Raw genomic sequence first — 13,962 nt, 5'->3', positions numbered from 1 at the left:
CCGGCGCGGCAGAACTGCACGAGCAGCCGCGCTCAGCGCGGCCAGAGCACCCACATGCGCAGCGGCTGCTTCATGCGCCCGGCCTGCGCCTCGGCGTCGTCGCCCCAGCCCCAGAAGTAGTCGGCACGCACGGCGCCGGTGATCGCGCTGCCGGTGTCCTGCGCCATCACCAGGCGGCGCAGCGGCGTGCTCGACAAGGGCTCGGTGGTGTCCAGCCAGACCGGCGTGCCGTAGGGCACCGATTGCGGGTCGACGGCGATCGAACGCCCCGGCGTCAGCGGCACGGCCTGCGCGCCCTTCGGGCCGACGGCCGGGTCGGGCAGCGCCTCCTCGCGGAAGAACACGTAGCGCGGGTTGCTCCACAGCAGTTCGTTCAGGCGCTTCGGGTTGGCGCGTGCCCAGGCCTTGATCGCCGGCCAGGAGGCTTGCTCGGGCTTCAGTTCGCCCTGCTCGATCAGCCAGCGGCCGACCGACTTGTAGGGCTGGTCGTTGTGCCCCGCGTAGGCCACGCGCAGCTGCCGGCGTGCGCCGTTGTCGCTCAGCATCAGCCGGCCCGAGCCCTGCACCTGCAGCAGCAAGGCGTCGAGCGGGTCGGCCACGTAGGCCAGCTCGCGGCCGCGCAGCGCCGCCTGTGCGGCGGGCAGGGTCTCGATCTGCTGGCGCGTCCACCAGGGCTTGCGGGTGGCCAGGTCGTCGGGCAGCGCATGCAGCGGCACGCGGAAGGCACCCCGCGGCTGGCGCTGGGCCTCGATCAGCGGCTCGAAGTAGCCGGTGGCCAGGCCTTCGGTCGCGCCGTCCAGCGCCTCGACGCGGTAGGGCCGCAGGCGCATCTGCAGCCAGGCGCGCGCGTCGGCATCGGTGGCCGGTACGTGGCCGCGCGCGGCGACGCAGACGCCTTCCCAACCCGGCGCCGGCTTGTCGCAGCCGCGCTGCAGGGCAGGCCACAGCTCGCGTGTCGTGTCGCTGTTCCAGCCCGGCAGCTCCGTCCAGTCGACCGGCAGCCAGCGCGACTTCGTGCGCACGATGGGTTGGCCGGGGAGCACCGGTGTGGCGGCGGTGGGCGGCGGGGTGGCCGGGGGCGTCGTGGCTTCAGGCACCACCGCGCAGGCGGCCAGCCCTCCTAGAATCGCCGCGCCCATCCATCCGCGGCATCGGAACATCGTCATGTGGTTGATTCTGCTGGAAGCGCTCGGCGCGCTCGTGATCCTGCTGCTCATCGTGTGGTGGACGATGTTCTCCGGCCGCCGCAAGGGCGAGCGCCGGCGCGACGATTCAGAGTGACTCCTTCGGCGGCAGCACGAAAGACAGCGGCTGGCGGCGCATGCGCGCGCGGATGGCGCGGTAGATGCGGCTGCGGTCGGCCAGGCGGATGCCGCGCGAGCGCAGCGCCACCTTGAAGGCGAGCACGAAGCTGACCGTCAGGTTGAGCACGCCGGTGACGGCGATGCCGGCGGCACACCACCAGAACGCCGCCTCGTGCAGCACGCCGGTGCCCAGGGCGCCCAGCGCCGCGGCCAGCTGGCCGGTGGACAGCGTGACGTGGCGCACCTCGATCGGCAGCGCGAAGAAGCTGGCCAGCGCAGGCACCAGGCCGAGCATCAGGCCGAGCGAGATGTTCGCGGCCAGGCCGGAGATGTTGGCGCGCCACCAGGCGCCCCAGCGCCGGGCGCGTGCCGCGCCGAGCAGTGCGATCGAGCGCGGATTCCAGGCGATCGCGCTGTCCAGGCGGTGCCAGACGAACCAGTTCTCCGCCCAGCCGGCGATCAGCGAGCTGGCGAACAGCAGCACGCCGGTGAAGGCGGCGTAGAGCGCGGTGGGGCCGAGCAGGGTCAGCGAGTGCAGCACGTACTCGGCGGACTCGGTGCCGACCAGCGGCTGGCCGAACAGCGCCTGCGTGCCGAGCTGCACCGCCAGCACCCCCGGCCCGGCGACCATCAGGTTGCCGAAGATGCCGGCCGCCTGCGAGCGGATCAGGTGCGCCACCTCGTTGACGAAGGCCTCGACGCGGCTGTCGTCGGACACGTCCGACAGCTTCTCGGCCATCGCCGGCGCGGTCATCGCCGGCTGCTTGGTCGCCACCGTCCAGTGCAGCAGGTGGATGATCACGAAGCTCGCCGCGTAGTTGATGCCGGCGAGCAAGCCGGCCCAGAAGGCCGCGAAGCCGAGCGCGCCGACGAGGAACTTGACGAAGGTGGTGGCGACGATCACCGCGCCGCCGCCCGCGGCAGCGCGCAGCATGGCGCCGTACTCGGTGCGGTCGCGGGTGATGTAGTGCTCGCCGGTCTCGGCGCCGCGCTCGGCCACCTTGCGCGCCAGCAGCGAGTAGTGGCGTGCGAACAGGCTGCGGATGCCGCGCCGCGCCTCGGCCTGCTGGGCCAGGCTGGCGATCAGGTGCAGCAGCTCGCGCGCGGGCTGCGGCGCCAGCAGCGTGTTGAGCAGCGCCTCGATGCGCTCGCAGCGTGCGCGCAGCTGGTCGACCTCGAAGACCACGTCGATCGACACGCCGAACTGCTCGAGGTGGGCCCGCACGCTGCTCGCACAGCGTCGGCAGGCATCGAGCAAGGCGCGCAGGTAGCTCGCCTCCTGCAGCAGCGCCGTCGGCTCGGCGTCGCGCGCACGTTCGGCCAGCCGTTCGGCGGCGCTGGCGAGCTGGCGGAACGGGTCGTCGGCGAGCAGTTCCGCGCTCATGCGCTGGCGCAGCGCGCCGGCATGGCCGGAGGCGCGCACCGCGGCGGCGAGGTAGGCGATGCTGTCGAGCAGCGGGGTGCGCCAGTCGTTCGCCGCGCCCTGCCAGCCGGCCAGCATCGGCGCAAGCAACTCGGTCAGGCGCGCGAGTGTCTCGTCGTCGATCGCCGCCAGCCAGTGCGCGTCGCGCTCGCGCGGGAACAGCAGGGCGAACAGCTCGCCCAGGTCCTGCGTCTCCGGCGTGATCGGCAGCAGGCGCAGGCGCAGCCGCTGGCCGAGCTCGCCGAAGAAGTTCATGCGCGGCGAGAAGCCGAAGTCGGCGAGCAACGCGACGGTATCGACCTCGCGCCAGAAGCGCGCCAGCACCGCGCCGACCGCGTCGCGTTGCGGCTGGTTGCGCTGCAGCACGTTGAGCAGGTGCTTCAGGCGCAGCACCGGCAGCGGCGTGTTGCGCGCCGCCTCGCCTTCCACCGGCGCGCGGCGCAGCCACTCCATCAGCCGCACCAGCCACAGCTGGCGCTCGGCCAGCGGCGCCTTCGGGTCGGCTGCGTTGAGCAGCGCGGTCAGGTCCCAGCCCGAGCCGGTGCGCGCCATCGAGGCGCTCAATGCAGCGCCGACGCCGTGGTCAGCCCGAACTCGGGCACCGGCGCGTCGAACGGGCGGGCGTCCTCGGTCATGCAGTAGAAGGTGCCGCGCATCGTGCCGTGCGGCGTGGGGATGCGCGTCCAGCTGGTGTACTCGAAGCTCTCGCCGGGCTTGAGCAGCGGCTGGTGGCCGACCACCGCGAGCCCGCGCACCTCCTCGACCTGGCCTTCGGCGTCGGTGATGATCCAGTGGCGGGCGATCAACTGCGCGGTCACGTCGCCGCTGTTGCGGATGGTGATCGTGTAGGCGAAGGCGTGCACGCCTTCGGCCGGGTCCGACTGCTCGGGCAGCGGTCGCACCACGACGGTGTTGGTGAACTCGGGTCGGGCCATGCGGCGCATTCTAGGAGCGCACCTAGAATTCCCTCGATCCCCAGGGCCCATCTGCCATGACGACCACATTTCGAATTGCTCCGAGCATTCTTTCCGCCGACTTCGCCCGCCTCGGCGAGGAGGTGCGCGACGTGCTGGCCGCCGGCGCCGACTGGATCCACTTCGACGTGATGGACAACCACTACGTGCCCAACCTGACCTTCGGCCCGATGGTCTGCGAGGCGTTGCGCAAGCACGCCGTCACGCCGGCCGGCCAGCGCGCGCCGATCGACGTGCACCTGATGGTGCAGCCGGTCGACGCACTGGCGCAGGCCTTCGCCAAGGCCGGCGCCGACCTGGTCAGCTTCCACCCGGAGGCCAGCGCGCATGTCGACCGCACGCTGCAGCTGATCAAGGCCGAAGGCTGCCAGGCCGGCCTGGTGTTCAACCCGGCCACGCCGCTGGACGTGCTGGAGTGGGTGATCGACAAGGTCGACCTGGTGCTGATCATGAGCGTCAACCCGGGCTTCGGCGGGCAGAGCTTCATCCCGGCGGCGCTGAAGAAGGTGGCCCAGGCGCGCAAGCTGATCGACGCCAGCGGCCGCGACATCCGTCTCGAGGTCGACGGCGGCATCAAGATCGACAACATCCGTGCGGTGGCCGACGCCGGCGCCGACACCTTCGTGGCCGGCAGCGCGATCTTCGGCCAGCGCGACTACAAGGCGGTGGTCGACGCGATGCGCGAACGGCTGGCGCGCTGACCCCACCGTCGACGCGGCGGCTGTGCGGGTCCAGAATCGGGCGCTCGCGCTGAACACCGGGTGGCTGGCATGACCCTCGACCCCTTCACCCCGTTGCCGGATGGCCCGGCCGGGAGCGTGCTGTGCATCGAGGACGATCCGATCTGCCGGCAACTGGTCGAAGGGGTGCTGGCCGCCAAGCCGCGCGTGCGCCTGCTGCAGGCGGCGTCGGGCCGCGAAGGCGTCGCCGCCGCGCAGCGCGACATGCCCGACGTGGTGCTGCTCGACATGCACCTGCCCGATATCGGCGGCCTCGAGGTGGTGCGCGCGCTCAGCGAGCCGATCTCGCAGAACCGGCTGCACGTGATCCTGCTGACGGCCGACTCCTTCTCGATCGACGTCGTCAAGGCGATGAGCCTGGGGGCGAAGGACTACTGGCCCAAGCCGATCGATGCCGCGCGCCTGCTCGCCGGCGTCGACCGCGCCCTCGCCGAGGTGGCCGCGCGCCGCGCCCGCAGCGGCGCGTGACAAGAAACGTTACGCGACGATACCGCGCCGAAAGGACGTGGCCGGGGTCGGCCCGCACCATCGCTTCATCACAACCCGGGCCCGAGCGGCCCATCGATGGAGCGCGATGATGAAGACCTGGATCAAACGAACCCTGATCGGCGTGTTCGGCGCCAGCGTGCTGTTCGGCAGCCTGGCGGCCTGCTCGCACGGCCCGCGCCACGGCCACGGCTGGCAGGCGATGAGCGAGGAAGACGCGGCGAAGATGAAGTCGCGCATGGTCGAGAAAGCTGCGAGCAAGCTCGAGCTCGACGAGGCGCAGAAGGCGAAGCTGGGTGTCGTCGCCGACAAGCTGCGCGAACAGCGCAATGCGCTGGTGGCCGGCGGCAACCCGCGCGCGGAACTGCAGTCGCTGGTCGCCGGGACGACCTTCGACCGCGCCAAGGCGAAGGCGCTGGTCGATGCGAAGACGGCGGCGATCAACACCAAGAGCCCCGAGCTGATCGCCGCCTTCGGCGACTTCTACGACAGCCTGCGCCCCGAGCAGCAGGCCAAGCTGCGCGAGTTCATGAGCCGGGGCCGCCATGGCTGGCGCGGCTGAGGCGCTGAGCCTTGCCGCCGCCGGGCTCGGCCTGGGGATGGCCGGCGCCGGCCTCGCCTGGGCGGCCTGGGCCGCCTGGTGCCTGGTTCGGGCGCCCGCGCCATTGACCGAGGCCGGGCCGGCGCGCGTGCTGGTCGACCACGGCCCGTTTGCGCTCGGCCGCCACCCGATGTACCTGGGTGCTGCCGTGGCGCTGCTCGGCCTCGGCCTGGCGCTGGCCTCGACGGCCTGGATGGCCGCCGCGCTGCTCGGCTTCGCGGCGGTGGACCGCTGGCTGCTGCCGGTCGAAGAGGCGCAACTGCGCCGCCGCTACGGCGGTTGGTACAGTGACTACGCGGCCGAGGTGCCGCGCTGGTTCTGAAATGACAACCCCCCGTCCGACGAGTACATCGGCCAGCCCCCCGAGGGGGCGCGGTCCGGCTTGGGAGCGGCCCGGCGCCGGCCCGCTACGCCTCACTTGTTCATGCCCCGACTGCTGCTGATCGACGACGACGAAGCCCTGGGCGCGCCGCTGGCCACCTACTTCGCGCGCTCGGGCTTCGAGCTGACCCATGCCACGCGGCCGAGCCAGGGCCTGGCGCTGCTGCGTGCCGGTGGCTTCGATGCCGCGATCCTCGACGTCATGCTGCCGGAGATGGACGGCTTCGAGCTGTGCCGCACCATCCGCAAGGACAGCAGCCTGCCGATCGTCATGCTGACCGCACGCGGCGACGTGATGGACCGCGTCGTCGGCCTCGAGCTCGGCGCCGACGACTACCTGCCCAAGCCCTTCGAGCCGCGCGAACTGCTGGCGCGCATCCAGACCGTGCTGCGGCGTGTGCCTGCCGCGGCACCGTCCAACGGCCGCGTCTGGCGCTTCGAGGGTCTGGTCATCGACCTCGACCGGCGCAGCGTGCAGCGCGAGGGCGAGCCGGTCGAGCTCACCGGCACCGAGTTCGAGCTGCTGACGCTGCTGGCCGGCGCGCCGAACAAGGTGTTCCACCGCGACGACATCCTCGAGCGCCTGCGCGGCCAGGCGGCCGAGGACATCCACACCCGCGCGGTCGACATCCTGGTCAGCCGGCTGCGCCGCAAGCTCGAGCCGCTGCAGTTCATCAAGACCCTGCGCAACGCCGGCTACACCTTCGCCGGGGCTCGCGAGTGAGGCGCCTTGTGTCGACGCGCGGCCAGCAGGCCGAGCGCAGGGCCGCTCCCAAGCCGGCCTGCGCCAGCCCCGAGACGGGGCTGGCACTCCGGCCGTCCATGCTCGCGCAGGCGAGCATGGAGCCGCGGCCGTCGTTCCCCACGGGGGATCGGCCGACGTACCCGTCGGACGAGGGGTGGTCATGAAGCGTTGGAAGGAAGCGCACAAGCGCTGGCGCCATTCGCTGAGGTGGCGGCTGGTCACGCTGTTCCTGTTGCTCGCGCTGGCGACCACGGCGGTGTTCATGTTCGGCACGCAGCGCGCGCTGCAGTCGGGCTGGCAAGGCTGGGTCAAGCCGATCATTGCTGACTACGCCGACCGGCTGGTCGCCGAGATCGGCTCGCCGCCCGACCCGGCGCGCGCCGCGGCGATCGTGGCGCGGCTGCCGGTCACGATCCGCATCGACGGGCCGCAGGTGCAGTACGACTCGCACCCGCGCGACGAGTCGCTGCGCGAGCGCCGTTTCGACCCCACGCACTGGGGGCTGGTGCGCAGCAGCGCCGACGGCCACCGCATCGGTTTCGGCCTGGCCGGGCCGTCGCCGGAGTCGCGGCCGCGCCTGTTCGGCTGGTTCACGCTGGCCGGGCTGCTGCTGCTGACCGCACTGGCCTATGCCTACGTGCGCCACCTGCTGCGTCCGCTGGAGGCGATCGGCGAGGGCGTGGCGCGCTTCGGCCGCGGCGAGTTCGGGCAGCCGATCGTCACGGCTCACAACGACGAGCTGGCCGACCTGGCCGAGCGCATCAACCGCATGGCCGGCAGCCTGCAGGGCATGCTCGACGCCAAGCGCGCGTTGCTGCTGGCCATCAGCCACGAGCTGCGCAGCCCGTTGACACGCGCGCGGGTCAACGCCGAGCTGGTGCCCGAGGGCGAGCACCGCGACGCGCTGCTGCGCGACCTCGGCGAGATGCGCGACCTGATCACCGACCTGCTCGAAAGCGAACGCCTCGCCGCCGGCCACGCGGCGCTGCAGACGGAGCGTGTGGACCTGGCCGCGCTGGCGCACGAGCTGGCCGAGGCCTCGTTCGCCGGCCGCGACCTGCGTTTCGACATCGCCGAGGCCCTCGCCCCGGTGACGGCCGACCCGACGCGGCTGCGCCTGCTGCTGCGCAACCTGATCGACAACGCCCTGCGCCACAGCGCCGGTGCGGCCGAAGCGCCGACGGTGTTCCTCTCGCGCGGCGACGACGGCATGCTCACGCTCGGCGTGCGCGATCACGGCCCCGGCGTCAGCGACGAGCAGCTGCAGCGACTGGCCGAACCCTTCTACCGCGCCGACAGCGCGCGCACGCGCAGCGCCGGCGGTGTCGGCCTGGGCCTGTACCTGTGCCGGCTGGTGGCGCAGGCGCATGGCGGCGAGCTGCGCATCGAGCGCGCGGTGCCGGGGCTGCGCGTGGCGATGCGCTGGCGGCCGGTGGATCAGAATGCCGGCCCATCGAATCGGAAGGACACGCGATGAAGGTCTGCATCGTCGGCGCCGGGGCCATCGGCGGTTTCATCGGCACGAAGCTCGCGGCGGCGGGGCGGGCAGAGGTCAGCGCGCTGGCGCGTGGCGCCACGCTGGCGGCGCTGCGCGGGCAGGGCTGGCGTTTGAACACGGCAGGCGGCCTCGTCACGGCGCCGGCCCGCGCCAGCGACAGCGCGGCCGAGCTCGGCGCGCAGGACCTGGTGGTCATCGCGGTGAAGGGTCCGGCGCTGACCGCCGTCGCGCGCAGCATCGCCCCGCTGCTCGGGCCGCAGACGATCGTGCTGCCGGCGATGAACGGCGTGCCCTGGTGGTTTTGTGCCGGCGTGCCCGGCTTCGAGGGCGTGATCCTTTCCAGCGTCGACCCCGGCGGCGAGATCGCCGCGGCGATTCCCTTCGAGCGTGTGCTCGGCTGCGTGGTGCACGCCAGCACCTCCGCGCCCGAGCCTGGTCTCGTGCAGCACAGGATGGGCCAGGGCCTGATCGTCGGCGAGCCGCGCGGCGGCCGCAGCGAGCGTGCGCAGCGCGTGGTGGACCTGCTCGCCCACGCCGGCTTCGACGCGACACATGCCGAGAACGTTCGCTACGACGCCTGGTACAAGCTGTGGGGCAACCTGACGATGAACCCGGTCAGCGCGATCACCGGCGCGACCATCGACGGCATCCTCGGCGACCCGCTGGTGCGTGAGTTCTGCTCGGCGGCAATGCAGGAGGCCGCGGCGATCGGTGCGCGCATCGGCTGCGCGATCTCGCAGTCAGCGGAAGAGCGCCACGCGGTCACCGCGAAGCTCGGCGCCTTCAAGACCTCGATGCTGCAGGACGTGGAGGCCGGCCGCGCGATCGAGCTCGATGCGATCGTCGGCGCGGTGCACGAGATCGGCACTCGCCTGGGCGAGCCGATGCCGGCCATCGGTGCGCTGCTCGGCCTGACGCGGCTGTTCGGCCGCGTGCACGGGCTGTACCCGGCGCGCTGACGCTGCTGCCTGCGGCGTCGGGCTCAGGCGGCCCAGCCGATGCGCCCGGCGCAGTCGGCCAGCCCCACCGGCAGCGCATGCCGTTCGCTGTCGACCGTGACCTTGAGGCCGCGCTCGAAAGGCATCACGTGCGGTGACGGGCCCAGCAGGTCACGCGCCAGGATGGCGAGGTGCCTGCCGTCGGGCGACAGCGTGGGCGAGTGCGTGCTGCTGGTGCCGTCCTCCGCGGCCACCCAGGTGCCGCCGTCGCTGCGGTCGAAGACCACCACGTGGTTGCCGTCCTCGGTGAGCACGTAGCGGCCGTCGGGCGAGGCGCTCCATCCGCCGGTCAGCGGGCTCACCACCAGGCCCGGCACGAAGCCCTGGTCGACCAGCGCGGCGCTGAACAGCCGCACGCGGCCGCTTTGCGGGTCGCGCAGCAGCAGGTCGTCGGCCGGCCCGGCCCAGACCGGCGCCTCCAGCCCGTCGATCTGCGCCACCGGGGCGCCACTGGGCCAGTCGAAGACCAGCGTGCGCGCCGCGCGGGCGCCGTTGCTCGGCGAGAGGGGCTCGTCGACGCTGAAGGCAATGCGCGTGGAGCGGGCGTTGAACACGGCGCAGCTGGTCTGGAACGACAGTTCGCGCTCGACGCTGTAGAGCGACTGCAGGCCGCCGGCGAGGCTGAAGAAGGCGATCTCGAAGCTGCGGTTTGCCACGCCTTCGCGGGCCGCGGAGATCAGCCCCGCGCGCGACACCGACAGCCCCGGATCGACGAAGGGCTCGGTGCCGGGGTCGAACTGCAGCTCGCTGCCGCTGCGCAGATCGAAGACGGCGGCCACGCCGCTGTTGCGGTAGACGAGTCGGCCGGTGGGTGCGCCTGGCGAGCCGCCGCCACCGGGGCTGGGGACCGATGGCCCGCCGTTGCCGCCGCCACCACCACCGCAGCCGGCCAGTGCCGTGGTGGCGAGCCCGAGGCCGCCGAGCAGCAGGCGGCGGCGGTCGGTGGAGGGCGGGCCTTGGTGCAGGAGAGGGCGAAGTGAATTCATCGGGGCAGCAGCGTGCAGGGTGTGTCGATGCCGCCGCAGGCTAGGGCGCCCATCGTTCAAATACCATGGCCCGAACTGAACGACCCGCAGCACCCATGCCCGCATCCGCCCGCACGTCGCCCGCTGCCGCCGACTGGACCGCAGTGCCCGAGTTGACGGTGACCGACCGCGCCGCCGTCGAGGTGCTGTGGCACCCCGCCAAGCGGGTTCACCTCAAGCCCTTCATCGGCCGCAGCGCCGGGCTGGCCGAGGCCGCGCAGGCACTGGGCGTCAAGAAGACGGCAATGAGCTACTGGATCGGCCGGCTGCTCGAGGTCGGCCTGATCCGCCACAGCGGCATCGACCGCAGCACGCGGCACAAGGTGCCTCGCTACCGCTGCGTGGCCGACCGCCTGCGTGTGCGCCTGGTCGATGCGCCGCTGTCCAGCCACGAAGGCGTGTTCGACGACGTCGATGCGCGCTGGCATCCGCAGGCGCGCCAGGCGCTGGCGCGTTCACTGGCGAAGCAGGCCCCGCACCTGGACCTCGTCGTCGAGGCGCGCGGCCCCGGCGGCGTGACCACCGAGCTTCAACCGCGCGGCGCGCCGCCGGCGGACGACTTCATCTACTTCTGGGGCCGCCTGTGGCTGACGGCGCCCGAGCGTGATGCGCTGCGCGGCGAGCTCGACGCGCTGTGGAACAGGTACGCGGCGCTCAGCGACGAATCCGCCAAGCGCCACGCCATGCTCGTGCACCTGGTCGCCGTGCCGGAGAGCGGTCGCCAGGGTCCGCCGAGTTCGGCAGCCTGGCGCTGACGGGTTCGCCATCAGTCCACGCGCGCCTGCGCGTGGGCGAGCACGAAGTCGGTGAGGGCGGCGGTGTCGTGCAGGTCCAGCCAGGGCAGCGCGCCAGCGGCATCGGCCGGGCGAGGCGCATCGCTGGCGATGCCGACGATGCCCGGCCAGCGGGGCCACAGCATGTCGCGCTCCATCGCCGGGCGCCAGACCTCGAGCTTCGGGAAGTCGCCCTGCTTGAACCCCTCGATCAACACCAGGTCGCAGTGCTGCAGGCGGCTGAGCAGGTAGGGCAGTGGCGGCTCTTCGGCACCGCGCAGTTCGTGCATCAGCGCCCAGCGGCCGTCGCCGAGCAGCAGCACCTCCTGGCAGCCGGCCTCGCGCAGGCGCCAGGAGTCCTTGCCGGGGCGGTCGATCTCGATCGCCTTGTGGCTGTGCTTGACGAGGGACACCGCCAGGCCGCGCGCCGTCAGTGCCGGCACCAGGCGCTCGAGCAGCGTGGTCTTGCCCATGCCGGAATGGCCGGCGATTCCGAAGACGTTCATGCGGCGATTGTCGCGTCGCCTGTCCTGTCGTCGCCAGAACGACAACGGCGGCAGGTCGCCCTGCCGCCGCGTCCGTCGCGGAAGAAGCGGATTACTTCTTCTGCTTCTCCATCGCGTCGCTCTTGGACATCTCGCCGGACTTGACGGCCTCCTTGACTTCCTTCTTCACCTCGGCACGGCTCTTCTCCGACTTTGCCGCCGCCGCCGGGCTGGCGTCGCACTCCTTGCTGCCGGCCTTGGCCGTGGCCTTCACATCGGCGCGGCTCTTCTCGGACGACGCCTTCGGCATCTCGGCGGCCTCGGCGCACTCGCCGGCCTTGGCGACCTTCTTCTTGTCGTCGGCGGCATAGGCACCCTGGGCGACGAACGCGGCCAGCACCGCAACGATCAACGAGGTTTTCTTCAGACTCATACCCATCTCCTTCTGGTGGTTTGCATCGGCACAACTGCGCGCCCTGCCGAAGCATTTTTCGTCATACCCCATGCGGCATGTTGATCCATCACAAGATTCGCATCGACCGCTGGCCATCCCCTAGAGTCGGCGCCATGCCCTCGATCGAGCTCTTCCTCGCCTCGCTGCTGATCGGCCTGTCGATCGCCGCACCCGTCGGCCCGATCGGACTGCTGACCATTCAGCGCAGCCTGGAGCACGGCCCGCGCGCCGGCCTGGCCACCGGCCTGGGCGCGGCGGCGGCCGACGCGGTGTACGGCGCGGTCGGTGCCTACGGCGTGCGCTGGCTGGTCGATGCGCTGGTGGCGGCGCGGGTGCCGCTGGCGCTGTTCGGCGGCGGCTTCCTGCTGTGGATGGCCTGGGGGCTGCTGCGCGCGCCGGTGGCCGAGCGCGCCGCCAGCACCGCGCCGGCGCGCGGCCCGCTGCAGTACTTCGCCGGCACCTTCGTGCTGACGCTGTCGAATCCGGCGACGATCTTCTCCTTCATCGCCATCTTCGGCTCGATGGCCGGCCGCGCCAGCGGCTCACCGGCGCTAATGGTGCTGGGCGTGCTGCTCGGCTCGGCGCTGTGGTGGCTGGCGCTGAGCAGCGCGGTGGGGCGCCTGCGCGAGCGCTTCGACGCCCGCTGGCGGCGGCGTGTCAATCTGGCCAGCGCCGCGGTGCTGGCCGGCTTCGCGCTGTGGCAACTGTCGTCGCTTCTCGGCACGGCGTGAGCGGCGATTGAGCCGGCCTTGACCCCCGTCAACACGGCGGCGGCGGCGGCACACGACAGTCGCCCGCTGGAGGATTGTCCATGCTGCTCAGAACCGACGCCGATGCCATCGACCCGCGCATGCGGCCGCTCTTCGAGCACAGCGGCTTGGGCGCGTTGCGCCTGCGCGGCCGTGCGCTGCTGCCCATCGTGCAGGGCGGCATGGGCGTGGGTGTGTCGGCGCACCAGCTGGCCGGCAGCGTGGCCGCACTCGGCGGCGTGGGCACGATCTCGTCGGTCGACCTGCGCCGCCACCACCCCGACCTGATGGAGCGCACTCAGGGCCTGGCCTCGCGGCCCGGCATGGATGCCGATACCAAGGCGGTCATCGACGCGGCCAACCTCGAGGCCATCGAGCGCGAGATCGTCGCCGCGCGCAAGCTCGCGCAGGGCCGTGGGCTGCTGGCGATCAACGTGATGCGCGCGGTGGCCGAGTACGCGTCATCGGTCAAGCGCTCGCTCGAGGCCGGCATCGACGCGGTGGTGGTCGGCGCAGGCCTGCCGCTGGACCTGCCGGACCTCGCCGCCGATCACCCGGACGCGCTGCTCGTGCCCATCCTGTCCGACGCGCGCGGCGTGCAGCTGATCGTCAAGAAGTGGGAGCGCAAGAAGCGCCTGCCCGACGCGATCGTCATCGAGCACCCGCGGCTGGCCGGCGGCCACCTCGGCGCGGCCAAGATCGCCGACCTGAACAACCCGCGCTTCGACTTCGAGAACGTCATTCCGGCCTCGCGCGAGTTCCTCAAGAGCGCCGGCATCGAGCGCGACATCCCGCTGATCGCCGCCGGCGGCATCCGCACGTTCGAGGACATCTCGCGCCTGCAGTCGCTCGGCGCGGCGGCGGTGCAGCTCGGCACGCCCTTCGCCGTCACCACCGAAGGCGATGCGAGCGACGAGTTCAAGCGCATCCTCGCCGGTGCCACCGATGCGGACATGGTGGAGTTCACCAGCGTCGCCGGCCTGCCGGCGCGCGCGGTGGCCACGCCCTGGCTGCGCGCCTACCTGAAGATCGAGGACAAGCTGCAGGCGGTGGCGCACGCCAAGACACGCTGCACCAAGGCCTTCGACTGCCTGGCGCAGTGCGGCCTGCGCGACGGCCTCAAGGGCTGGGGGCAGTTCTGCATCGACAACCAGCTCGCCGCCGCGCTGCGCGGCGACACCAAGAAGGGCCTGTTCTTCCGCGGCGTCGGCGCGCTGCCTTTCGGGGACCAGATCAAGAGCGTGCGCGAGCTGATGGAGCGGCTGCTGACCCGCGCCGAGGTGGCCGCCGCCTAGGGTTGACGTAGCGTGGCCCGGCCCGGCATGC

At 72.1% G+C, this 13,962-nt stretch carries 16 protein-coding genes; 10 read left to right on the top strand and 6 right to left on the bottom strand.

Translation table 11 applies throughout. The features are described from left to right. Nucleotides 1-32: 32 nt before the first annotated feature. The 3 genes from AAG801_RS07810 to apaG form a co-directional block, all read right to left on the bottom strand. A complete protein-coding gene (locus AAG801_RS07810) occupies nucleotides 33-1,166 on the bottom strand; it encodes an MltA domain-containing protein (protein WP_341887880.1) in 1,134 nt (377 codons plus the stop codon). Between the two features lie 106 nt (nucleotides 1,167-1,272). Further along, nucleotides 1,273-3,279, bottom strand: a complete 2,007-nt coding sequence (locus tag AAG801_RS07805) for a site-specific recombinase (RefSeq protein WP_341887879.1) — start codon at nucleotides 3,277-3,279, stop codon at nucleotides 1,273-1,275. Between the two features lie 8 nt (nucleotides 3,280-3,287). After that, complete coding sequence (apaG, locus tag AAG801_RS07800; RefSeq protein ID WP_341887878.1) at nucleotides 3,288-3,662, bottom strand: Co2+/Mg2+ efflux protein ApaG; 375 nt, start codon at nucleotides 3,660-3,662, stop codon at nucleotides 3,288-3,290. Nucleotides 3,663-3,718: 56 nt separating this feature from the next. Here apaG and rpe point away from each other — a divergent pair, with 56 nt between their 5' ends. From rpe to AAG801_RS07765, 7 genes are all read left to right on the top strand, one after another. Further along, on the top strand, nucleotides 3,719-4,402 hold the full coding sequence (gene rpe / locus AAG801_RS07795) for a ribulose-phosphate 3-epimerase (RefSeq protein WP_341887877.1): 684 nt from the start codon (nucleotides 3,719-3,721) through the stop codon (nucleotides 4,400-4,402). A 69-nt stretch (nucleotides 4,403-4,471) separates the two neighbouring features. Next, nucleotides 4,472-4,909 carry a response regulator gene (locus AAG801_RS07790; protein ID WP_341887876.1) on the top strand — a complete coding sequence of 146 codons (438 nt, stop codon included), beginning with the start codon at nucleotides 4,472-4,474 and terminating at the stop codon, nucleotides 4,907-4,909. Between the two features lie 109 nt (nucleotides 4,910-5,018). Continuing rightward, a complete protein-coding gene (locus tag AAG801_RS07785) occupies nucleotides 5,019-5,489 on the top strand; it encodes a Spy/CpxP family protein refolding chaperone (RefSeq protein WP_341887875.1) in 471 nt (156 codons plus the stop codon). Further along, on the top strand, nucleotides 5,473-5,850 hold the full coding sequence (locus AAG801_RS07780) for a methyltransferase (protein WP_341887874.1): 378 nt from the start codon (nucleotides 5,473-5,475) through the stop codon (nucleotides 5,848-5,850). Before AAG801_RS07785 ends, AAG801_RS07780 begins: the two co-directional genes overlap by 17 nt. Nucleotides 5,851-5,952: 102 nt before the next feature. Beyond that, complete coding sequence (locus tag AAG801_RS07775) at nucleotides 5,953-6,633, top strand: response regulator transcription factor (RefSeq protein ID WP_341887873.1); 681 nt, start codon at nucleotides 5,953-5,955, stop codon at nucleotides 6,631-6,633. Nucleotides 6,634-6,814: 181 nt separating this feature from the next. After that, nucleotides 6,815-8,131 (top strand): HAMP domain-containing sensor histidine kinase, encoded by a 1,317-nt coding sequence (locus AAG801_RS07770; protein ID WP_341887872.1) that lies wholly within the window; start codon nucleotides 6,815-6,817, stop codon nucleotides 8,129-8,131. Next, nucleotides 8,128-9,111, top strand: coding sequence for a 2-dehydropantoate 2-reductase (locus AAG801_RS07765; protein ID WP_341887871.1), 984 nt, complete (start codon nucleotides 8,128-8,130; stop codon nucleotides 9,109-9,111). The genes AAG801_RS07770 and AAG801_RS07765 overlap by 4 nt, the downstream gene beginning before the upstream one ends. A gap of 23 nt (nucleotides 9,112-9,134) precedes the next feature. Here the strand turns inward: AAG801_RS07765 and AAG801_RS07760 are convergent, their stop codons facing one another. Next, a complete protein-coding gene (locus AAG801_RS07760) occupies nucleotides 9,135-10,136 on the bottom strand; it encodes a hypothetical protein (RefSeq protein ID WP_341887870.1) in 1,002 nt (333 codons plus the stop codon). A 95-nt stretch (nucleotides 10,137-10,231) separates the two neighbouring features. On the opposite strand from AAG801_RS07760, the gene AAG801_RS07755 reads away from it, so the two are divergent. Further along, a complete protein-coding gene (locus tag AAG801_RS07755) occupies nucleotides 10,232-10,930 on the top strand; it encodes a hypothetical protein (protein ID WP_341887869.1) in 699 nt (232 codons plus the stop codon). 11 nt (nucleotides 10,931-10,941) lie between these two features. On the opposite strand, the gene mobB is transcribed toward AAG801_RS07755, so the two are convergent. Further along, the gene (gene mobB / locus AAG801_RS07750) at nucleotides 10,942-11,454 is read right to left on the bottom strand and encodes a molybdopterin-guanine dinucleotide biosynthesis protein B (protein WP_341887868.1); all 513 of its coding nucleotides are present in this window, start codon (nucleotides 11,452-11,454) and stop codon (nucleotides 10,942-10,944) included. A 91-nt stretch (nucleotides 11,455-11,545) separates the two neighbouring features. Further along, complete coding sequence (locus tag AAG801_RS07745; RefSeq protein WP_341887867.1) at nucleotides 11,546-11,866, bottom strand: hypothetical protein; 321 nt, start codon at nucleotides 11,864-11,866, stop codon at nucleotides 11,546-11,548. A 134-nt stretch (nucleotides 11,867-12,000) separates the two neighbouring features. Between AAG801_RS07745 and AAG801_RS07740 the strand changes: the two genes are divergently transcribed. Together AAG801_RS07740 and AAG801_RS07735 are read left to right on the top strand one after the other, a co-directional pair. After that, complete coding sequence (locus AAG801_RS07740; RefSeq protein ID WP_341887866.1) at nucleotides 12,001-12,618, top strand: LysE family transporter; 618 nt, start codon at nucleotides 12,001-12,003, stop codon at nucleotides 12,616-12,618. Nucleotides 12,619-12,737: 119 nt separating this feature from the next. Further along, entirely contained in the window at nucleotides 12,738-13,931 is a 1,194-nt protein-coding gene (locus AAG801_RS07735) for a nitronate monooxygenase family protein (RefSeq protein WP_341887903.1), read from the top strand. The last annotated feature ends 31 nt before the right edge of the window (nucleotides 13,932-13,962 follow it).

This window comes from Variovorax sp. YR752 (assembly GCF_943372545.1).
This window is presented reverse-complemented; position numbering and strand designations above follow the sequence as displayed.